Origin of the sequence: Streptomyces sp. WMMC940, assembly GCF_027460265.1 — a bacterium.
Classification (GTDB): Bacteria; Actinomycetota; Actinomycetes; order Streptomycetales; family Streptomycetaceae; genus Streptomyces.
Map to the genome: position 1 here is coordinate 4,674,714 of NZ_JAPZBC010000001.1, position 21,232 is coordinate 4,695,945.

At 73.2% G+C, this 21,232-nt stretch carries 20 protein-coding genes; 19 read left to right on the top strand and 1 reads right to left on the bottom strand.

The window, feature by feature from the left end:
• Positions 1 to 380: 380 nt before the first annotated feature.
• From O7595_RS20530 to O7595_RS20615, 18 genes are all read left to right on the top strand, one after another.
• Positions 381 to 2,093 (top strand): serine/threonine-protein kinase, encoded by a 1,713-nt coding sequence (locus O7595_RS20530; protein WP_269730113.1) that lies wholly within the window; start codon positions 381 to 383, stop codon positions 2,091 to 2,093.
• Positions 2,094 to 2,240: 147 nt separating this feature from the next.
• Positions 2,241 to 3,476, top strand: coding sequence for a serine/threonine-protein kinase (locus tag O7595_RS20535; protein WP_269730114.1), 1,236 nt, complete (start codon positions 2,241 to 2,243; stop codon positions 3,474 to 3,476).
• 357 nt (positions 3,477 to 3,833) lie between these two features.
• Complete coding sequence (prfB, locus tag O7595_RS20540) at positions 3,834 to 4,940, top strand: peptide chain release factor 2 (RefSeq protein WP_269730115.1); 1,107 nt, start codon at positions 3,834 to 3,836, stop codon at positions 4,938 to 4,940.
• A gap of 1,285 nt (positions 4,941 to 6,225) precedes the next feature.
• Positions 6,226 to 7,683, top strand: coding sequence for a helix-turn-helix transcriptional regulator (locus O7595_RS20545; RefSeq protein WP_332328205.1), 1,458 nt, complete (start codon positions 6,226 to 6,228; stop codon positions 7,681 to 7,683).
• 200 nt (positions 7,684 to 7,883) lie between these two features.
• The gene (locus O7595_RS20550; protein ID WP_269730117.1) at positions 7,884 to 9,248 is read left to right on the top strand and encodes a YcaO-like family protein; all 1,365 of its coding nucleotides are present in this window, start codon (positions 7,884 to 7,886) and stop codon (positions 9,246 to 9,248) included.
• 12 nt (positions 9,249 to 9,260) lie between these two features.
• Positions 9,261 to 9,920, top strand: a complete 660-nt coding sequence (locus O7595_RS20555) for a TOMM precursor leader peptide-binding protein (RefSeq protein ID WP_269730118.1) — start codon at positions 9,261 to 9,263, stop codon at positions 9,918 to 9,920.
• A complete protein-coding gene (locus O7595_RS20560; RefSeq protein ID WP_269730119.1) occupies positions 9,917 to 11,677 on the top strand; it encodes a hypothetical protein in 1,761 nt (586 codons plus the stop codon). Before O7595_RS20555 ends, O7595_RS20560 begins: the two co-directional genes overlap by 4 nt.
• Positions 11,668 to 12,360 (top strand): nitroreductase family protein, encoded by a 693-nt coding sequence (locus O7595_RS20565; RefSeq protein WP_269730120.1) that lies wholly within the window; start codon positions 11,668 to 11,670, stop codon positions 12,358 to 12,360. The genes O7595_RS20560 and O7595_RS20565 overlap by 10 nt, the downstream gene beginning before the upstream one ends.
• Positions 12,360 to 13,499: a PqqD family protein gene (locus tag O7595_RS20570; RefSeq protein WP_269730121.1), complete on the top strand. Its 1,140-nt coding sequence runs from the start codon at positions 12,360 to 12,362 to the stop codon at positions 13,497 to 13,499. Before O7595_RS20565 ends, O7595_RS20570 begins: the two co-directional genes overlap by 1 nt.
• Complete coding sequence (locus tag O7595_RS20575; RefSeq protein ID WP_269730122.1) at positions 13,499 to 16,003, top strand: hypothetical protein; 2,505 nt, start codon at positions 13,499 to 13,501, stop codon at positions 16,001 to 16,003. The genes O7595_RS20570 and O7595_RS20575 overlap by 1 nt, the downstream gene beginning before the upstream one ends.
• Positions 15,993 to 16,973, top strand: coding sequence for a thiopeptide-type bacteriocin biosynthesis protein (locus O7595_RS20580; RefSeq protein WP_269730123.1), 981 nt, complete (start codon positions 15,993 to 15,995; stop codon positions 16,971 to 16,973). Before O7595_RS20575 ends, O7595_RS20580 begins: the two co-directional genes overlap by 11 nt.
• Positions 16,974 to 17,058: 85 nt before the next feature.
• Positions 17,059 to 17,223, top strand: coding sequence for a thiocillin family RiPP (locus O7595_RS20585; RefSeq protein WP_269730124.1), 165 nt, complete (start codon positions 17,059 to 17,061; stop codon positions 17,221 to 17,223).
• Between the two features lie 89 nt (positions 17,224 to 17,312).
• A complete protein-coding gene (locus O7595_RS20590; RefSeq protein WP_138054946.1) occupies positions 17,313 to 17,471 on the top strand; it encodes a thiocillin family RiPP in 159 nt (52 codons plus the stop codon).
• A 100-nt stretch (positions 17,472 to 17,571) separates the two neighbouring features.
• Positions 17,572 to 17,751 (top strand): thiocillin family RiPP, encoded by a 180-nt coding sequence (locus O7595_RS20595; protein WP_138054947.1) that lies wholly within the window; start codon positions 17,572 to 17,574, stop codon positions 17,749 to 17,751.
• 127 nt (positions 17,752 to 17,878) lie between these two features.
• Positions 17,879 to 18,064 carry a thiocillin family RiPP gene (locus tag O7595_RS20600; protein ID WP_269730125.1) on the top strand — a complete coding sequence of 62 codons (186 nt, stop codon included), beginning with the start codon at positions 17,879 to 17,881 and terminating at the stop codon, positions 18,062 to 18,064.
• Between the two features lie 215 nt (positions 18,065 to 18,279).
• Positions 18,280 to 18,456, top strand: coding sequence for a Scr1 family TA system antitoxin-like transcriptional regulator (locus tag O7595_RS20605; protein ID WP_269730126.1), 177 nt, complete (start codon positions 18,280 to 18,282; stop codon positions 18,454 to 18,456).
• A complete protein-coding gene (locus O7595_RS20610; RefSeq protein ID WP_269730127.1) occupies positions 18,443 to 18,667 on the top strand; it encodes a DUF397 domain-containing protein in 225 nt (74 codons plus the stop codon). Before O7595_RS20605 ends, O7595_RS20610 begins: the two co-directional genes overlap by 14 nt.
• Positions 18,668 to 18,987: 320 nt before the next feature.
• Entirely contained in the window at positions 18,988 to 19,875 is an 888-nt protein-coding gene (locus O7595_RS20615) for a hypothetical protein (protein ID WP_269730128.1), read from the top strand.
• Positions 19,876 to 20,034: 159 nt separating this feature from the next.
• On the opposite strand, the gene O7595_RS20620 is transcribed toward O7595_RS20615, so the two are convergent.
• The gene (locus O7595_RS20620; RefSeq protein WP_269730129.1) at positions 20,035 to 20,223 is read right to left on the bottom strand and encodes a hypothetical protein; all 189 of its coding nucleotides are present in this window, start codon (positions 20,221 to 20,223) and stop codon (positions 20,035 to 20,037) included.
• A 305-nt stretch (positions 20,224 to 20,528) separates the two neighbouring features.
• Between O7595_RS20620 and ftsE the strand changes: the two genes are divergently transcribed.
• The gene (ftsE, locus tag O7595_RS20625) at positions 20,529 to 21,218 is read left to right on the top strand and encodes a cell division ATP-binding protein FtsE (RefSeq protein ID WP_093660379.1); all 690 of its coding nucleotides are present in this window, start codon (positions 20,529 to 20,531) and stop codon (positions 21,216 to 21,218) included.
• Positions 21,219 to 21,232 lie beyond the last annotated feature (14 nt).

The following is a 21,232-nucleotide window of genomic DNA, read 5'->3' on the forward strand; positions in this document are numbered from 1 at the left end:
CGGCAGGGGAGCCGCCCTGTGATTCCCCCCACCCGGCAGGTCGGCACGGACGGGGGCTCTCCCGACCCCACGGCCCCGTGCTGGAGGCATCCTCGCATCCGTCACGGACAACGCGCCCGGGGCCCAACCGTAAGTGATCTTGATTGGTCGGCTCTGGGCCCAAAAGTGCCTGGTTGGGATCGTCTCTGCCGTCCGGCGCACGGCCGTTCGGCAACCATCGGGGCGTTCCGGACGTCTTAACCGCCGATCCGCTGATCACTCCGGTGACCCGATCGGCGGCACTACAGTGGGTCGGACACCCGGACGAAGCCAACCATGGACCGGGGAAGCGGAACCACGAGGAACGACGTTCCACCGACGATCAGCAGGGAGCGCATGACGTGCGGCCGGTAGGGAGCAAATACCTGCTCGAGGAGCCGCTCGGCCGCGGCGCCACGGGCACCGTCTGGCGAGCCCGCCAGCGAGAGACCGCGGGCGCCGAGGCGGCCGTGCCCGGCCAGCCCGGCGAGACCGTCGCGATCAAGGTCCTCAAGGAGGAGCTCGCGAACGACGCCGACGTCGTGATGCGCTTCCTGCGTGAGCGGTCCGTCCTGCTCCGGCTGACGCACCCGAACATCGTGCGCACCCGCGACCTGGTCGTGGAGGGCGACGTCCTGGCCCTGGTCATGGATCTCGTCGACGGTCCGGACCTGCACCGCTACATCCGCGACAACGGGCCGTTCAGCCCGGTCGCGGCCGCCCTGCTCACCGCCCAGATCGCGGACGCGCTCGCCGCCAGCCACGACGACGGCGTGGTCCACCGCGACCTCAAGCCGGCCAACGTGCTGCTGGCGGAACGCAACGGCGAGATGCACCCGATGCTCACCGACTTCGGCATCGCGCGCCTCGCCGACTCCCCGGGCCTGACCCGTACGCACGAGTTCGTCGGCACTCCCGCGTACGTCGCGCCCGAGTCCGCCGAGGGGCGCCCGCAGACCTCCGCCGTGGACGTCTACGGCGCCGGGATCATGCTGTACGAGCTGGTCACCGGCCGTCCGCCGTTCGCCGGCGGCACCGCGCTCGAGGTGCTCCACCGCCACCTCAGCGAGGAGCCCCGGCGCCCCTCCACCGTCCCCGGCCCGCTGTGGACGGTCATCGAGCGCTGTCTGCGCAAGGAGCCGGGCGAGCGGCCGAGCGCCGAGAACCTGGCCCGGGGCCTGCGGGTCGTCGCCGCCGGTATCGGAGTGCACTCCACTCCCGCTCAGATCGAGGCTGCGGAGGGCGTCGGCGCCCTGCTCGCGCCGGACCCGTCGCCGGCCACCGTCCCCGGGATGCCGGGCGCGGCCGACCCCACCCAGGTGCTGCCGAGCAACGCCGCCTCCTACAACCAGGGAGGCGACGGCTCGTACGACCCGAACGCCGCGACCAGCGTGTTCCCGCAGTCGGGCCCCGCCGGTGCCGCGGATCCGACCAGCGTGCTGCCGCGTGGCGCGGCGGGGGACCCGACGGCGATGATGCCGCCCGTGCCCCCGCGCCCCGACGGTCCGCCGCAGTCCGACGGACCGCACCCCTGGCAGTCCCAGCTGCAGGCCGCCCGGGACCGCAACGAGCAGACCCAGGTCCAGTACCTCGACCCGAGCCAGGACCCCCTGCGCCGCCGCCCGCAGCGCCGCCCGGCGCCGCAGCGGCAACAGCCTCAGCCGTACCGGCAGCAGGGCCGGCGGCAGCCGCAGCCACAGCCGTACGCCCCGCCGCAGCAGCAGTACGCGCCGCAGCCCCAGCGCAGGAGCGCGCCGCCGCAGCAGCCACCCCGTCAGGCCCCCCAGCGCCCGCCGCGCGAGCCGCGCCCGCCCCGGCAGCGGAGCGCCAACCCGATGCGCATCCCGGGCCTCGGCTGCCTCAAGGGCTGCCTGTTCACCCTGGTCCTGTTCTTCGTGGCGGGCTGGCTGATCTGGGAGCTGACGCCGCTCCAGGACTGGATCGCCCAGGGCAAGAGCTACTGGCAGGCCATCGGTGACGCCGTGTCGAGCGTTTCGGACTGGATCTCGGAGCTCGGCGGCGGCACGTCCGACCCCGGAACCGGAACCGGAACGGGCGCCGGCGCGGGCCAGTAGGACCGCTGCGCACGATCACTCTGTCGTTATGTCGACTTCTGCGGGGGAAAAAGTCCCGCAGAAGCGACGGTTGGCGCCATCCGGGGCACGAGGCACCCCGACATCCGCGTAGTTTGATGGGCAACGCCAGCCGCTGAGGGAGCAGTCTTGGCACGGAATATCGGCAGCCGGTACACGGCCCATCAGATCCTGGGCCGGGGCAGTGCGGGCACGGTGTGGCTCGGCGAGGGACCCGAGGGCCCCGTCGCCGTCAAGCTGTTGCGCGAGGACCTCGCCTCCGACCAGGAGCTGGTCGGGCGTTTCGTCAGGGAGCGCACGGCACTCCTGGGACTCGACCACCCCCGCGTCGTCGGCGTGCGCGACCTCGTCGTGGACGGCAACGACCTGGCCCTCGTCATGGACCTGGTCCGGGGCACCGACCTGAGGACCAGGCTCGACCGGGAGCGCCGGCTCGCCCCGGCGGCCGCCGTCGCGATCGTCGCGGACGTCGCCGAGGCGCTGGCCGCCGCCCATGCCGCCGGCGTGGTCCACCGCGACGTCAAGCCGGAGAACATCCTGCTGGACATGGAGGGCCGGCTCGGTCCCGGCGGAGCCCACCCCGCCCTGCTCACCGACTTCGGCGTCGCCAAGCTGATCGACACACCGCGCCGCACCAGGGCCACCAAGATCATCGGTACGCCGGACTACCTCGCACCGGAGATCGTCGAGGGCCTTCCGCCACGTGCCGCCGTGGACATCTACGCCCTCGCGACCGTGCTGTACGAGCTGCTCGCCGGCTTCACCCCGTTCGGCGGCGGGCACCCGGGCGCCGTGCTGCGCCGCCACGTCACGGAGACCGTCGTCCCGCTCCCCGGCATTCCGGACGAGCTGTGGCGGCTGATCGTCCAGTGCCTGGCCAAGGCGCCCGCCTCCCGGCTGCGCGCCTCCGAGCTGGCGACGCGGCTGCACGACCTGCTGCCGCTGCTCGCGGGGATGCCCCCGCTCGACGTGGACGAGCCGGACGCCGAGCCCGCGGAACCGTACGAGAACGCCGAGTACGCGGCGCAGCCGGCCGAACCGCGGCGCCGCGGGGCCGTTCCGCTGGTCCGCGGCTCGGCCACCGACTCCAACCGGGACACCCACACCTCCATGCGCGTCCCCGGACCCGACGAGCTGGCGGGGGGTGCCCGCGGCACGGCGCGCGCCCCGCGTACTCCCGGCCAGCGCCGCCCCGGCTCCGCCCGGCACAAGGCGGACGCCGTCCGCAGACGCCGGATCACACTGGGCGTGGCCGGCCTGGTGCTGGCCGCGGCGGCCGGTGTCGGCGGCTGGCTCGCGACGAGCGGGGACGACGCCTCCGCACCCCCCGAGGACTCGAAGCAGTCGGCCCCGACCCTGCCCTAGGTGTTCTGAAAGTCCCGTCTGGGCGGGGGCGGACGACGCTGCATTCGAAACACGCCCCAGGCGTGTGGCGAAGGCCCTCCCGGCCCGCGCGCCCGGCACGCACTCGCCCGTAGCCCTTCGGGCACGGGAGGTGCCCCCACGCTGCGTTGTCGGTGTCGCCCGAGTACGTCCGGAACGAGGATCGTCCTCCGCCTTGCGATCGCACGCACCGGACGCCGCAGGCCCCGTCCCGCGGGCGGACGGAGTCACCTTCGAGGCCCTCGAAGCCCCTCCCCCCGGGGCCGGGGACCGCCGCCGGACCACTGGACGTCCACAGGCGCGACGGGCGTGTCGCGCGATGCCGTTACCCTTGGACGCGTGGCAGTCGTCGATGTATCCGAAGAGCTGAAGTCCCTCTCCTCGACCATGGGGTCGATCGAGGCCGTCCTGGACCTCGACAGGATGAGGGCAGACGTCGCCGTGCTCGAGGAGCAGGCGGCGGCGCCGTCCCTCTGGGACGACCCCGAGGCGGCGCAGAAGATCACCAGCAAGCTCTCGCACCTGCAGGCCGAGGTCCGCAAGGCGGAGGCGCTCCGCGGACGGATCGACGACCTCGAAGTGCTCTTCGAGCTCGCCGAGGCCGAGGACGACCCGGACACCCGGGCGGAGGCCGAGACCGAGCTGGAGGCCGTCCGCAAGGCGCTGGACGAGATGGAGGTCCGCACGCTCCTCTCCGGCGAGTACGACGAGCGTGAGGCGCTGGTCAACATCCGGGCCGAGGCCGGCGGCGTGGACGCCGCCGACTTCGCCGAGCAGCTCCAGCGCATGTACTTGCGCTGGGCCGAGCGCCACGGCTACGGCACGGAGGTCTACGAGACCTCGTACGCGGAGGAGGCCGGCATCAAGTCGACCACCTTCGTCGTGAAGGCGCCGTACGCCTACGGCACGCTGTCGGTGGAGCAGGGCACGCACCGCCTGGTCCGCATCTCCCCGTTCGACAACCAGGGGCGGCGCCAGACGTCCTTCGCGGGCGTCGAGGTCCTGCCGGTCGTCGAGCAGTCGGACCACGTGGAGATCGACGAGTCCGAGCTGCGCGTGGACGTCTACCGCGCCTCCGGTCCCGGTGGCCAGGGAGTCAACACGACCGACTCCGCGGTCCGCATCACCCACATCCCGACCGGCATCGTGGTCTCCTGCCAGAACGAGCGCTCCCAGATCCAGAACAAGGCGAGCGCGATGAACGTCCTCCAGGCGAAGCTCCTCGAGCGCCGCCGGCAGGAGGAGCAGGCCAAGATGGACGCCCTCAAGGGCGACGGCGGCAACTCCTGGGGCAACCAGATGCGGTCGTACGTCCTCCACCCGTACCAGATGGTCAAGGACCTGCGGACGGAGTTCGAGGTCGGCAACCCGCAGTCGGTGCTCGACGGCGAGATCGACGGCTTCCTCGAGGCGGGCATCCGCTGGCGCAAGCAGCAGGAGAAGTAGCGGCCCGGCCGTACACGACGGCCGCGTCCCCACGGGGGCGCGGCCGTTCGCCTTTCCCGTGCCGTCCGGGGCGGGGCGCGCCGGTCGGACGGTTCCCAAAGGCCCCGGAGCGGCGACCGGACGTGGATCTGCCCCAGGCGCGGCAGCCTTCCGGCCACCGGGCGCCTTCGTCGGGAGTTCGTCCTCGGAGCCGGTGGTGACGGCGCCGTCCACTCCGGTCCCACGGGTCCGCGAGATCCGCGCCGGGGCCCGCCCCGGCGGAGCCGCCGCGGCCCATACCGGTGGGCCGCTTGCGCAGGCTCAATTTCTCCTCAAGAAGACGGTGTTCGGCATGCGCCGCCGAACGGTCACGGATAGATTCTCGAATCCGGGCGGAGACTGATTGCGCGACCGCGGGTCCACCGCGCCGGGGCTGCGCGTCCGCTCCCCTCACGCGGATTCACGCGGATTCACGCGGATTCACGCGGAGGTGCTCGGGGCGACCGGCGTCCCCGTGTGGTTCCGCCGGGAGCCGGTGGGGTGTGCGGGCTTCCGCTCCCTTATCCGCCCCGGGTACTCGCCATCACTTATGCGCACTGCAACTGGCCTTTGCCGTACCGCGGTGCGAGTTTCCGCGACGCGCAATGAAAGCCGGATTCGCTCCGGAAGGTCCCCTGGGGCCGCCTGACCTGGTCTGGCAAGCCGTCACATATGGTACCCCATAAGGAATTTGCTGATGCGATCGCCGGAGGGGGGACGGCCCGGTGAACCGAACGGCGCGGTCGCCGACCGGGATCCTGTCGCCCCGGTTGGGGGCCGGATGGTATTGCGCATGCGTCCGAGCGTCCGAGGAATTGATGGATTCACAGGGAATCCATAGCGGTGCCCGTCCATTCAGGGTGAATCGGGCCGCCAGCCGTCCCATGTGGTACACCGCGCTTCCGGCCGGACACGTTCTGTAGTGCATCCGGTCCGGGCCCAAACCGGTTCCAGGGGCGTGGGTGGACGGGAATGCCGTTTACCCCTCGGTTCCATCGGCACAAGAAATAGATGAAACCTAAACCGGTGGAGTGGTTCCTTAAGTGAAGTCTCTCGGCCTGACAAAGAGAAGTTCAGGAAAGGCCGCCGCGGCAGGCGGTTTTGCCTATTCTCGGTACGGCAGCAGCGTCATCGGCAGTCATGCACCTACGGGCGGCCGGAAGCAGCTGACGACGGACGTTCCGCCAAGCACTGCCACTATTTCGCGGGAGAAGCAAGGATGGTCGGGCACAGCGGCAGCGGGCCCTCCGAACAAGGCGCCCATTCCGTGCTCTACACGCGACTCATACCGCCTTTGCTCGGGCCTCTTCTGGACCGCCCCAGACTGTTCCGGACGCTGGACACGGGAGTGACGAGACGGCTCACCCTCGTGGTCGGTCCGCCAGGGGCCGGCAAGAGCGCGCTGCTGGCCTCCTGGGCCAGATCGCTGCCCCTGGGAGAGCCCGCGTGGCTCACTCTCGACGCCGACGACAACCACGCTCCCCGGCTCCTCACCCACCTCGCCGCGGCCCTGGCCCGCGCCGCCGCCACCCGGGGCGGCGAGGGGGAGGGGACGCTCCGCTTCCGCGACGGGGTGGGCGTGCCGACCCTGCTCCACGAGGTCGGTAGGCTCCCGGATCCGCTCGTGCTGGTCGTCGACGCCTTCCACGAGCTGCGGCCCGGGCCGGCGCGCAGCGCCCTGCTGCAGTTCGCTCGCTACGCACCGGGCGGGCTGAGGGTGGTGCTCGCCACCCGGAGGGAGCCGGACCTGCCGCTCCACAAGCTCCGTGCGGGCGGCGAGCTCACCGAGATCAGAGGCGCCGATCTCGCGTTCACCCACGCGGAGACGGCGGAGTTGTTCCGGGCGCAGGGAGCGGAGCCCGGTGGCGACCAGGTCGCCGCCGTGGTCCGCTGCTCGGGCGGCTGGGCCCTGGCGGTCCGCTACGCCTCGGCCAACCCGGTCCGGGGCGACGATCCCGGCTCCTGCCTGGAGGGGTGGTCCCAGGCCATCCGCCACTGCTCCGACTTCCTGCTGTCGGAGCTGCTCGACCCGATGCCCGCGGACGACCAGGACGTGCTGCTGCGCACCAGTCTGCTCGGCGAGTTCAGCGCGTCCCTGGTGCGCGCCCTGACAGGCCGCGCCGACCTCAACCGGGTGCTGCGCCGGCTGTCCACCGAGCACGACCTGTTGGTGCGGGACGACGAGTGGACCTACCGGCTGCCCAATCCGCTGATGCGTGGGGTGCTTTCGCGGGAGCTCACCGAGCGGTACGGCTGGCCCGAGGTGAGCCGGCTGCTGGGCAGGGCGGCCCGCTGGTACGAGGACCTGGGCGCGGCCTCCACGGCCCGGAGGTACGCGGCGGCCGCGCAAGCCTACGGGGCGGGGCCCGCGCCGGCGGGCGGCCTCCTCCTCCCGCCGGGGCCGGGTCGCACCGGTGGGGGAGTGTCCCTCCGGGTGCCCGCGGGTGACGCGGCCCCGTCACCCGCTCCGTCATCCCCCGGGGAGCCGGCGGCACCGGGCCACCGGCCGGCCACCGCAGCCGACTCTCTGACGCGCAGTGAACTCGACGTCCTGAGGCTGCTGCCGCTGGGTCTGACGCTGGACGAGATCGCCGCCCGCCGGCATGTGTCCCTCAACACCGTCAAGACGCAGGTACAGGCCATCTACCGCAAGCTGCAGGTCGGCCGCAGGCGCGACGCGGTCCGGGTCGCCGCGGAGTGCGGTCTGATCGGTCCTCGCGGCTGAGCCGGTACGCCCGCCGTCGCGGCGGGAACCACGCGCCCCGGACCGCCGCGGGCGGTGCCCGGCACGGGGGGTGATACACCGTCACCCTCCCGCCGTCCGGACCGGGAACGCGTTTCACCCCCGGCGCGTGATGCCTCTTCCACCTGTCCACCGGTTGGCTTCAGCCGATCGCTGCGCACGCAGAGGACAGGAGGCAGCCAGTGCTGGATGCACGTGCGAGTGGTGACCGGACCGCCGCTGCGGACCGGGGGGACGGCGCGACGGAGGACGACCTCGCCGGGCTCCGGCGGCTGGAGGCCGTCGTCGGGCCGGCCGGGCGGCCGGTGCGGGGTTCCCAGCTCCTCCCCACCCTGCCGGGCGAGCCCCCCTACTCGGTCTTCGTCTCGTCCATCGGCGACCCCACCGCTCTCTGGTCCGACACCCCCGCCCAGCCCCAGGGCCTGGACGGCGCCGGAGGCGGCACCGACGCCGAGAGGGCCCGGCTGATCAGTGTGGCCGAGGCGCTGGAGCGCTACACCAATTCCTTCTACCAGCCGCATCTGGTGCGCTGGGCGACCGCGGACGAGCTCGGGGACGAGGCGGTCGACCTCGACGCACTCCCACGCTGCTCGGACGCGGAGCTGTCCGACGAGTCGAACTGGCTGATCCGCCCCGACGGGTCGCTGCCGCAGCGCTGGGTGCGCGGCTGGTCGCTCACCCGGAGCCGACCGGTCTGGATCCCCGCGTCCTACGTCTGGCTGTTCACCACGCACGAGGCGATCGGGGAGCGGATCGCCAATCCCATCTCGACCGGCTGCGCGATCCACTCGGATCTGCACCAGGCCTTGGTGAACGGGATCTGCGAAGCGGTCGAACGCGACGCGATCGCCCTGGTGTGGCTTCAGCGCCTCGAGCTGCCGGAGATCGACGTCGCGGACGAGCCGTCCCTGCGGGAACAGCATCGGCGGGCCAGGGACGGCTTCGTGGAGTACCGCTTCTACGACGCCACCACGGACGTGGGCGTGGCCACGGTCTACGCGGTCGTGCTCAGCGACCACAACGACACGCTGGGCCAGCTCGTGATGTGCGCGACCGGGACCGACCCCGCTGAGGTCATCCGCAAGATCTACCGGGAGGCGGCCTCCTCGCGCATCGCCCTTCAGGCCCCGCACTCCGTTCCCGAGGATCCGCGCGACTTCACCAGCGTGCTGCACGGCGCCCTCCACATGGGCCGCCCGGAGCGGCGGGACGCCTTCGGGTTCCTGCTGCGACGGCCGTGCCCCACCCGGGTGCCCGCGGATCTGCCTCGGGCACCGGACGGCCCTCCCGCGCGGCGGCTCGCCTGGCTGGTGGAGCGGCTGGCCGCGGTGGACGCCGAGGTGATCGCCGTGGAGCTGACGACGGAGGAGGCCCGACGGGCCGGACTCCGCTCGGTACGGGTCGTCGTGCCCCAGCTGATGCCGCTGTCCTTCGTGCACCGCAACCGGTACCTGGCCCACCCCCGGCTCTACCGGGCACCGGTCGCGATGGGGCTCACCAGCCACCGGGAGCACGAACTCAACCCCCACCCCCAGCCCTTCGCCTAGGAGAGAACCGCCGTGCCGTTCACCACCGCACCCGCACACGTCCTGTGGACCGGGACGTTCGGCAGGAGGGTCGCCGACCACCTGGCCTCCCTGACCGACTGGCCCTCCGCCACCGCCGACGCCCTGGGGAGCCGGTCCGCCGAGTGGCCCCACACCGCGCTCCGCGTGCTCGCCCTCTGGCGGGACGAACCCCGCCTCCTGGCGGACGTCTCCCGGCTGCACAGCGTGTGCCGCACCACCTGGCTCCCCGTCGTCCAGGAGTTCCCCCTCATCCGGATCGGGCCCCTGATCGTGCCGGGCCAGGGCCCTTGCCACTCCTGCTACACACGACGGCGGGCCCAGCACGACAGGGGACGCGAGGTGTCCAGGGCCCTGCAGGAGTCGCGGGAGGCCGACCCCGGGCACGGGATCGCCGGGTTCACCGACGCTCAGGCCATGATCGCGGCCGGCCTCGCCGTGGATCTCCTCACCCGGTACCGCACCGGGGACGGCGTGGTACCGGGGCAGGTGACCTTCTACAACGTGCTGAGCCGGTCCCTGTTCTCCGACACGGTCATCGGCGTCCACGGCTGTGAGGAGTGCGGGCCGCCGACGGACCCGGACGACGGCTGGCGGCGGCTGGCCGCCGAACTGCCGCTCACCACGGGCACCGTGGCGGGAGGCGGACGGTGAGCACCCTCGTCAGCGTGCCGGGACAGCGCGGTGTCCCCGCAGCCGCCGTCGCCGAGGCCGTGCGCCACGATCCCCAGTTCCGGCTTCCCGTCCGCCCGCAGCTCTGCCGGGGGCTCCACGTGGTCGACACGCCGGACGGCGTGGTCATCGACGGAGGCGCCGAACGCCAGCATCTGCGCGGCTCCTCGGCCGCGGCCCTCCGGCGGAGCCTGCTTCCTCTCCTGGACGGCAGCAGGGATCTCGCCGCGCTGGCCCACGCGACCGGGTGGAGCGACTCGGCCGTCCACCAGGCCGTGGCCACCCTGTACTTCGCCGGGGTGCTGGAGGACGCGGCACAGGCCGTACGGACACCGGAGGGTGACGGGCCGTCGGAGCCGGCCGCGGTCTGGACGTCGCGGACGCTGGACTGCGCCCGTGTGCACCCCCACTCCAGCCGTGCGGCGCTCGCCGCGGCACGGGCCCGGGTGCGGCTGAGCGTACGGGCGTCCTGGCAGCGCCCCCTGCGGGCCGCGCTGGCCGACCTCGGGATCACCGATGTGCTCCCGCTCGCCCCCGGCGAGGGACCACCGGAGGACGCACTGGTCGTCGCCGACCTCGCGGCGCCCCGCGCGACGGTCGACCGGATCGTCGACGAGAGCGCCCGGCGCGGCATCCGGCTGCTGCTGGCGGACGAGCGGGACGGACGCGTCGCCGTGGGCCCGCTGGTGGACCCCTCGGCGACCGCCTGCGCACACTGCGCCCGCACGGCAGTCGAGCTCCGGCCCGGTCCACCCGAGTGGTTCCGCGAGGCGGTCCCCACCCCGGGTGCGGCAACCGCGGCCGGACTGATCGCCGAGGAGCTCCGCGCCCTGCTGCTGCGGGGGGAGCCGGTCCAGTCCCTCGGAGGGCAGCTCGTCGTGGACCTCGCGGACAGGTCCACCACCGCGTACAAACTGACCCCCGAGGCCGGCTGCCGCGCCTGCTACCCGTCCGCCGCGGGCCGTACCGGCCCCCTGCCGGAGGAAGGGCCGTTGCACTACGAGCACGCCGTGGCCTTCCCTCCCCGGCATCTGGTCAACCCCAAGGCACACCAGCACCACTTCCGCCCGGAGAACGTCGAGCTCCAGTTCGAGCGACTGAGGTACCCCAACAATCCGCGGTATCCGCTGCCCGAGGCGTCCCCGGCGGACCTGGAGAAGCTCGCCGCCGGCACGCAGCCACCACCGTGGCCGGACGCACTGGCGGCCGTGATGCGCTTCACCGCGGGGCTGCGCGGCCCCGGCGACGAAGGGGGGCCCGGCGAACCCGGGCGGGTGAACCGATGGGCGCCGACCGGCGGAAACCTGGGCTCGCCCCATGTCTACGCGCTGCTGCGGGGCGTCCCCGGCCTCCCCGACGGCGTCCACTACTACGACGCCGCCGACCATGCGCTCACCGCCATGCACCCCCACACCGACCACCTGGGCACGCTCCTCACGGCACTGGGCGGGGACGCCGCCGACGGCGGGGAGCGGCCCGGCGTGCACCTGGTCCTGGCCTCGGACATCGGCCGCGTCGCCCGGAAGTACGGTCCGTTCGCCTACCGCGTGGGGAACCTCGACACCGGATGCGCACTGGCCCAGCTCGCTCTCACGGCCCGGGCGATCGGGCTGGCACACGGCCTGCTGGACCCCCACCCCCTGCAACGGCACCGGGAGTTCCTCGTGGGTGCCGGCGGTCCCGCGCTCATCACCGCCGCAGTGCGGCTCCAGGACGAAGGGAGCGGCTCGTGCCGCTGATCGACACGGCCGGCCTGACCGAGCAACTGCTGGCCGCACCGCCCACCGCATCCGCATCCTCCGACGTCCGGCCCGGAGCGGCTCCCCCGCTGCCCGGTGACCCGGTCCGTGCGCTGCGCCGCCGCAGAGCACAACGGCACTGGGCGCCCGAACCGCTGGACGGGGACGTCCTCGTCAAGGCCCTCGCGTACGCCTTCGAGCAGGACGGGCGGCTGTGGCGGCCGGCCTTCCCCACGCTGCCGACGCCGGCCGCGACCGTACTGGTGCAGAGACTCCTCGACGTTCCGGAGGGCTGCCACCGCTACGAGCCCGAGGGGCGACGGCTGGTGCCCGAGCCACGTGCCCTGCCGCCGCTCGCGGACCTGGTGCTGCAACTGGAGTTCGCCGAGGCACCGGCCCTGGTGGTGGTGCACGGCGATCTGGCGGCGACACTCGAACGGCATGGTGCGGGGGGCCACCGGCTGCTGTTGGCACGCGGCGCGGCGCTGGCCCATTCCGCATGGCTCGCAGCCCTCTCCCTCGGAGCCGTCGGCTCCGTGTTCGCCGGTGTGCTCGGTGCGGCGGGACGCACCCATCTGGGCCTCGACGGGTCCGGCCGGGCACAGCTCATCGGCCTGGCACTCGGCTCCCCCCGCCGGGTCCGGCCTGCCCCGGCGCCGGGCGACCGGACCGGGGAGTGGTGATGGCCGGCTCATCCGTCCATGTGGCCTCCGGCAGCGCCCGGCCGTCCTGGCTGGACACCGAGCGCCCGGCCATGCGCCCCGACGTCGAGATCACCGAGGGGCTGAACCGGGAACCGCTCGCCTACGACCCGGTCAGCGGCCACTACACCCGGCTGTCCAGGAGCGGGGCCGCGATCCTCACGGCCCTCGACGGTTCCATGACCGGACGGGAGTTCGCCGCCCGGGCCGCGGGCACGGGACGCGGTGACGGCTCCACCGAGCGGGTGGTGCTGGACTTCCTCGGGGAACTGCGCGCCGCCGGACTGCTGACCGTGCCCCCGGCCGGTGGCCGGGAAGCCTCGGCCGTGCGCTTCGCACGCCGCGGCCACATGCCGCGTCTGCCGCTGGTGGGCGCCGGGGTGCGCGTCGTGCTGGACCCGCCCGCCTCGCTGCTCCGCCGCGCACCGCGGCCGTTCGGCGCGCTGTGGATCGCCGCGGCGGTCCTCGCGGTGTGGGGGGCGGGGTCGGTGCTCGCCGCTCCCCTCGCGGCCGGCGGTCCCGAGCTGACCCTCCCGGTGCGGGGCTGGGCGGTCGTCGTCTGCGGCATGCTGCTGCAGACCACCCTGCACGAGCTGGCCCACGGACTGGCCTGCCGCTACTACGGCGTCCCCGTCCGGGAGATCGGCGTCGGCCTCCTCTTCTACCTGGTCCCCGTGGCCTATGTGGACCGCACCGACGCCCACCGGCTCCCCGGACGCGGGCCCCGGGTGGTCATCGCCCTGGCCGGAGTGGCCCAGGACGTGCTGTGGCTGGGCGGCTGGTCGGCGCTGTCGCTGTACGCCGAGGGGCAGTTCGGACAGCTCTGCCTGCTGATGGTCTGGCTGCAGATCGGCCTGCTGCTGGCGAACCTGAACCCGCTGCTCCCCACCGACGGGTACCACGCGCTGGAGTCGGCCATGGGCACACTGAACCTGCGCTCGCGCGCCTTCACCGCACTGCGGTGCCGGGTGCTGCGGCAGCCACCGCCGAGCTGGCTCGCCGTCCGGAGCCGCTCCCGGCAGCTGCACTACCAGGTGTTCGGGCTCGTCTGCCTCGCCTACGCGCTGCTCGTCGCGGTCTTCTGCGTACGCTCGCTGCTCCTGCTGTTCGGGGGCGCGTGATGACGACCTCGACCGGGAGGCAGCCCTCGACCGCGACGCGGTCCCCGTCCTCGGCTCAGCCCCCGACCGCGACGCGAGCCGTGGACGGGCCCGCCGCCGGACATCCCCTGGCCGTGGGCCCGGCCCTGAGCAGGGTCGCCGGACTCCCGGCAGCCGCCGTGGCACCGCTGGCGGCCGAGGAGGTCGCCGAGGTCCTGGACCGGATCGCCGCGGCCCGCCGGGAACTGGCCGCCCTGGCACCGGCGGTGACCGGTCTGCTGCACGACGCCGTGCCGCTGATGCCGACCACCGGCGCACGCCGGTCGGTGCTGCGCTGGCGGAGGGCGGCCCACGCCGGGCGGCCGGACCTGGTGCCGCCGGAACTGCTCGCGCAGGTCCGCGAGGCACTCGCGACGAGGGAGGCGAGGGAGGTCTCGGCACTGGAGCGCTGGGTGGAACGGGCCGGGTCCCTGGCCGAGCTGCGGCAGCTGCTGGGCCGGCGTGCCGGGGCCGCGGAGGCCGCCGAGGAGCGGACCCTGCGCCACCTCATGGGACTGCCCGCCGTGTCGGGCGCGCTGGCACTGGTCTCGCCCGTGTTCTCCCGTCGTGTACGGCAGCCGGGCGGGCGGCCGCTGGACCGGGGGGAGCGCCTGACCGCGTACGGGTACGCCGTACGGTCCGCACTGAAGGCCAGCCCGCTGTCCTCGCTCACCCATGTCTCGGTCCCGGGAGCGGACCACGGCGCCCGGGTCCGGGTCGTCCTGCACCCCCTGGTCGGCCGGGTACTGCTGCGGGCTGCGGCCGTCCGTCACGGGGTGCGCGACCTGGTCCGCTGGCGGGTCAACGGCTCCCTCCGCGTGGCGGACCCCCTCGCCCGGATGAGCGAGCCACGGCAGTCGGTGACCGACGGTTGGGCCTGGTCGGACGACGAGGTCCTCGACGCCACCGGGAGGGAGGACCTGTTCGCCGCCCTCCGGGATCCGGGGAGGCTGCCCGCCGTCCGGCTGGCCCGTTACCTGGAGGCCGGTCTGCTGGACATCGACGACCCCTGCCCGCAGGACGGGCTCCTGGACTGGCTCGCCACGGCACTGGCCGCATCCCGTGACCCGTCGGACCTCCGGGCGGCCGGGCGACTGCGGACCGCCGCGGGCGAGCTGGCGGTCATCGCCGGCGGCGGCCCGGCGGCCCGGGCCGACGCCCTGGTGCGGCTGCGCGAAGCGCTGGAGGACGCCCTCGGGGCGCTCGGCGCCGCCGACGACTGGCCGCTGGACGACGTCACCCTGGTCTACGAGGACCGGGCCGGCACCCTGCCGGCCCGCCCGCTGGACGACGAGCGGGCCGCGTTACTGCGGCGCCATGCCGGGGCCGTGTGCGACAGCCTGCGGGTGTCCCCCGAGTACCAGGCGCTCACCGACGCGTTCGTGGCGCGGTTCGGCCCGGGCGGTGTCTGCGACGACGTGTTCGGCTTCTTCCAGGAGCTGGCCGCGTTCGGAATCCCCGGAGCCCCCGGAGCCCCTTTCGGCCCCGCCCCGGGCACGGCTCGCCCCGCCCGTCCGGGGCGGTCGAGTTGCCTGCCCTCGGTCGCCGTCGTCTTCCAGGACTGCGACGCGGACGGCGACGGCCCGCTCCTCGTCGTCAACCAGGTCTCGTCGGGCGCAGGAGGGCTGGTCGCCCGTTTCCACCGGCTGTACGACTCCGTCGGCGACGCGCCCGGGGCGGGCTTCGCCGAACGGCTCCGCGCCTGGGTGCGCACGCTGCATCCGGACGCCGAGTGCCTGGAGTTCGTCCCGGCCCGCGAGGTCAACCCCCTGCAGGGGGACAGCTGCGGCGTCCTTCCCGCGTCGCTGCACTGGCCCACCGTGCCGCGCCGGTTCGGCCCGGGCGTACCGGTGGAGGAGCTGGTACTGGTGCACGACGGCAGGCGGAACGCCCTGGAACTGCGCCGCCGGAGCGGCACACCGGTGGCCCCCGTCTACCTCGGTACCGTCCCGCGCCATCTGGTGGGCGGAGCGGCCCGGTTCCTGCTCGTCCTCGCGGACCCCTGGTGGCTGCCCCCGGGTCTCGCCGACGGCACGCGCCCCGACGGCCAGCCGGGGGCGGGACGCGGTGCGTCGGCACGGCACGTCGTGGCGGGCGCGGCGGTCCGGCGGGCGCACTGGCGGTGGGAGACGTCCGAGGTACCGCGCCGGGAACCGGGCGAGGAACCGGCGGTCTTCCTGGAACGGGTGGACGCCTGGCGACGCGCCCACGGCATGCCCGCCGAGGTGTACGTCAGGGGTGGGAGCGGCTCCCCGCGGCGCGGGGACAGGGCCCGCAAACCCCTGTGGCTGTCCTTCGCCTCCCCCACGGGTCTGGACCTGCTGGACCGCCTGACCGAACGGCCCGGAACGGTGCTGGTGTTCGCCGAGTGCCTTCCGCGACGCCCCGTCGGGGAGGGACCCGACGCCCATGTGGTCGAGCACTGCGTGCACTTCGCCCGCCCGGTGCGGGACACGGAACCGGAGCGGTGCCGAGATGGCCGCTGAGGAATGGCTCTACGCCCGTGTCCACCACACCGGACACCAGGACGGCGAACTCCTGCTGACCGACCTGGTCCCGAGCTGGGTCGAGGCAGCCGAGCACGCGGGCGTCCGGCGGTGGTTCTTCCTCCGCTACGCCGATGCGAGCGGCCCGCATCTGCGGGTGCGCTTCCGCGGCACTCCCGACGCGCTCGACGGCTGCTGGGAGGCCGGCCGCGCCCTGTGGAGGGAGCACGTCCGTCCGCCTGACCGGGGGGAGGTCCACCGGCTGCACCCGCTGGCGGAGGAGGGGCTGCCCGGTAGCGGCAGCCGCCGGCTCAGCCTGGGCCTCTACGGCCGGGAGCACCACTACTACGGATCACCTCCGGCCGTCGACATCGCCGAGGAGGTCTTCCAGGCCAGCAGCGAGCTGTGCCTGGACGCGGTCCGGGCGACCGGGGCGGACCGTACGGCCAGGGCGCATCTCGCGGTGCGGGTGATGCGGTCCTGCCTGGGCTCGCTGGGGCGGCGCCAGCGCGAGCGGGTCTGGCGGCTGCACTGGGGCCACTGGACCGGCGTCCTCGCCGGGGACCCGGCCTCGCTCCGGGAGACGGAGCGGATCGCCGAACGATGGCCGGCGGATCCACGACCGCCCGCCGGTGCCGGGCCCGCCTCCGCCAGGGCCGCCGCCGGTGCCGCCGTCGCGTTGCCGGTCGCCTCCTCTGGCGATGCCAAGTCCCTTTCCGCGCTTCCCGCCGCCGCCGACGCGCTGGGCCGCGACCTCGCGGACGGCGTGCGGCGTGCCTTGGCCGTCGACCCCGCCGCCGTCGCCTCGCGGCTGCTGCTGATGCAGCTGCACATGACGCTCAACCGGCTCGGCTTCCTCCCCCTCGAAGAGGCCGTGCTCGGGCGGGTGGCGGCGCGGGCGGAGCGTTCCGCTTCCCCCTCGCCCCCTCCGGCGCTTCCCGGTGCGTCCCCCGGCACCAACGCCCCTTAGCGGGCCCCGAGACCCGGCGCACGACAGGGCGCCGTGGCGGCCCCGTCCGGGGCCGCAGCGTGAAGATCACGAAAGGAACAGCGTGATGAGCGAACTCGATCTGCGCATCGAGCACGAGGACCCCGAGATCGAGGTGCTCCCCGACACCCGTTCCGCGGGCTCCTGCGCCGGTTGCGCCAGCACGGCAGGGTCCTTCTCCTGCCCGGCGGGCTCCATCGGCAGTGTCGGCTCGGCCAGCAGCGCCGGCTGACACGGATCGCCCGCGTCGGGTCCGCACGGACCCCACCGCGGCTCCGGAGCCCCGGAGCCGCGCCACCCTCGACACGACAGGAGACCGCAATGAACGACCTCGACCTGCGTCTGGACCAGGAGATGCCCGAACTGGAGGTGCTCCCCGAGGAGTACTCGGCCGGGAACGTGTCCTGCGCCGCCACCGTCGGCTCCGGTTCCTGCCCGGCCATGACCTGGGGGACCGCGAGCACCCTGAGCTCCAAGTAGCCCGCCCCACCACGGCGGGCCGGATCACGGGATCCCGGTCCGCCCCCAGCAGACGAGCCGGCGGACACGCCGGTCACACGAGCAACGAGCAAGGAGACGCATGGACAGGTTGCCCGACACCGACGTACTGGAACTCGTGCTGGAGCGTGAACTCCCCGAGCTGGAGGTGCTGCCGGCCGGGTACGCCCCAGGCAGCACCCTCGGCAGCGCGGGAAGCATCAGTTGCGCGTCCTGCCCCGCCGCCTCGATCAGCAGCGCGTCGACCGCCAGCAGCCACTGAGCGAGCCGACGGCACGGCGACGGACCGGGGCCGCTCGCCGCCCCGACGAGCAGCGGCGGTTCCGAGACCCGCCACCGTCGGCCTCCGCCGGCGGACACCCACACGGAACTTCTTACAGGAGGAGAACATGAACGACATCACCCCGACTTCCGCCCCGGTACTCGACCTGCGCCTCGATCAGGAGGCGCCGGAACTGGAGGTGCTGCCGGCGGCCCACTCGCCCGGCAGCACCGTCGGCTGCGCCGCAACCGGCAGCTCCATCTCCACGCCGTCGGGATGCTTCAGCAGCGCGGGCACGGCGAGCAGCGTGTGAGCGCGTGCCATCCCGCGGGCCGCTGACGGACGGCCGGTGAACGGGCCCGCGCCCGGCACCTGAGTACGTCCCGGCCGCCGGGGCGGCCGACCCGGCCCTCATGGGCACGGGCCGGCCGCCCCTCCCGGGCTCCGCTGCCGATGCGGGGGACCCACGGCCGGCCCGGCGCGCGCCACGCTCCCCGCCATCGCGCCGGGCCGGTCTCCGCCTCTTCCGTGCCTCCTGTTGCCTACGTCGAAGCTCTGAAGACGGGCCGGGTACTCGAAGTTCCGTCCGTGGTGCGCGAGTGCCAGGCGGTCTACGATCACGCCTTGGGGGACGCGCTCTCGCACCGCGAGTCCCTGGCTCTGATCAGGTCCGTCGCGGAGGAGTACGAGCATGCGCAGCAATGAGCAGGTCGTCCCCGACCCCGCCCTCATGTGGCGCAAGTCCAGCCACAGCGGCGGCAGCAGCGGCGACTGCCTCGAGGTCAACGACTCCTGCGCCGCCCGCGTCCCCGTCCGGGACAGCAAGAACCCGGACGGCCCCGCCGTCGTGTTCGGCCCGTTGGCCTGGACGGCCTTCGTCGGCTCTCTCAAGGCGCGCCTGATCGACCCTGTGTGACCGCGGTTGTCGTTGCTGTGATTCGCGGGCGGGAAGCGGAAAGCCGCTGGTGCCTCGCTTTGTCGACAAGGGAACTGGCCTCAGGCGGGCGGTAGTTCCTGTCTTACGTCACAGTTATACGCCCCGCCTCGGTCAACTGGCCCTATTTCGGGCATCGCACGCGCAATGAAACTTGACGCGTCCGCGGAAACTGGGAAGGCTGGCGCGCGGCATGCGTACCTGTGGGGCGGGTGTGAGCGGGGAAGCGGAAGCGCAGCCCTGAGCGGTCACCGCCCCTGACGCTGCACTACAAACGAATCAGCTACTGGGGGTAGCAACAGATGACCAAGAAGACGCGGGTTCGCGTCGCGCGGATAGCCGCCGGCGCGGTGATCGCCGCCGGTGCTTCCCTGACCGCCGCGGGCGCGGCGCAGGCCCTCGGCGTCGGTGACCTGACCGCAAGCGCCGAGGTGACGCAGGAGGGTGCTGAGATCGGTCTCGGTATCCGTGACGGCGAGGACGTCGGCGGCACTCTCGGTGGAGTTGACGCTGGTGTCGAGGGTGGCACCACTGACGGTGGCACGACCGATGGTGGTACGACCGACGGTGGTACGACCGACGGTGGTACGACCGATGGTGGCACGACCGACGGTGGCACGACCGACGGCGGCACCACTGACGGCGGCACCACTGACGGTGGTACGACCGACGGTGGCGTGACCATCGGCGGCGCGATCGACGGTGGTACGACCGACGGCGGGACCACTGACGGTGGTACGACCGACGGTGGTAACGCCAACTCCGGCGGCAACGCCAACTCGGGCGGCAACGCCAACTCGGGCGGCAACGGCAACTCCGGCGGCAACGCCACCGGCGGTGACCAGGGCGGTTCCACCGAGGGCTCCGCGACGACCGGCGGTTCTTCCGCCTCCGGCGGTTCTTCCACCTCCGGCGGTTCTTCCACCACCGGCGGTTCCGCCGCGACCGGTGGCGGCGACGGCGGCTCCGACGGTTGCACCGTGAGCGTCGAGGGTGCGGAGTGCGCCGACAACACCGACACCGACTCCGCCGGCTCCCAGCCGGTCGAGCAGGGTGAGGCCAAGGAGGAGCTGGCCGAGACCGGCGCCGCCGAGACCACGTTCCTGCTGGTCGGTGCCGCGACGATGATCGCCGGTGGCATCGGCTTCCGCATGCTGCCCCGCCTCGTCAGTGGCCGGGCCGCGGTCTGATCGGGCCGCCCCTGTTCCACGCGATCGGGTGTGACGCACGGTAGTGATTCGTCACAGCTTGCGACAGGGGCCCGGAGAGTCGACGGACTCTCCGGGCCCCTGTGCGTTTCTGTCTGTTCCCGTGCGGTTTCGGTGCCTGGTCCGGCTTCGGTCGGCCCGTCAGGCCGTCTGGTGCGCCAGGAGTGCAAGCGCCGCCACGAGGACCACCAGCAGCGCCACCAGCGCCGCAGGGTTCAGGCCCGCGAAGGGGCCCTGCTGCAGGCGCTCGCGACTGGCCCGGCAGACGGGGCAGCGGCCCTCCGCGACGGGCGCGGCGCAGTTGGCGCACACCAGTCGGTCGTAGGTCATGCGCTCTCCTCCTCCCGCGCGGCGGAGCCGCCGGCGGAGTCCGTTCTTCCGGCGTTCCTCGGTGGTTCTCCGCGTGTCTCTCCGCGCAACGCTCCGGGAACCGCATCCGTTCCCGGTACCACTGTGCCAGCTCGCGAGCGATTCGGCGCGCCCCGTCGGGTTACACCCGTTCCGGGAGGCTTGGGTGCGCGGCAAGCGAGGGGTGTCTATCCGACAAATCGCGCAACTCCGGGCGGTGACTGCACGCGCCATCCTCGTTCGCGTATGGTCACGCACACATACTCCCGGCCGACCGTGGTGCACTCGTGATCCGATTCGACAACGTCTCCAAGAGCTATCCCAAGCAGAACCGACCAGCCCTGCGCGACGTCTCCCTGGAGATCGAGAAGGGGGAGTTCGTCTTCCTCGTGGGCTCGTCCGGTTCCGGCAAGTCGACCTTCCTGCGGCTGATCCTCCGCGAGGAGCGCACCAGCCACGGCCAGGTGCACGTCCTCGGAAAGGACCTCGCGCGCCTGTCCAACTGGAAGGTGCCCCACATGCGCCGGCAGCTCGGCACCGTCTTCCAGGACTTCCGTCTGCTGCCGAACAAGACCGTCGCCGAGAACGTGGCCTTCGCGCAGGAGGTCATCGGCAAGCCGCGCGGTGAGATCCGCAAGGCCGTTCCCCAGGTCCTCGACCTGGTCGGTCTCGGCGGCAAGGAGGACCGGATGCCCGGTGAGCTCTCCGGTGGTGAGCAGCAGCGCGTGGCGATCGCCCGGGCCTTCGTCAACCGCCCCATGCTGCTGATCGCGGACGAGCCGACCGGCAATCTCGACCCCCAGACCTCCGTCGGCATCATGAAGCTGCTGGACCGGATCAACAGGACCGGCACCACGGTGGTGATGGCGACCCACGACCAGAACATCGTCGACCAGATGCGCAAGCGCGTCATCGAGCTCGAACAGGGCAGGCTCGTACGCGACCAGGCGCGCGGTGTCTACGGCTACCAGCACTGAGCAGGTACTGAGCA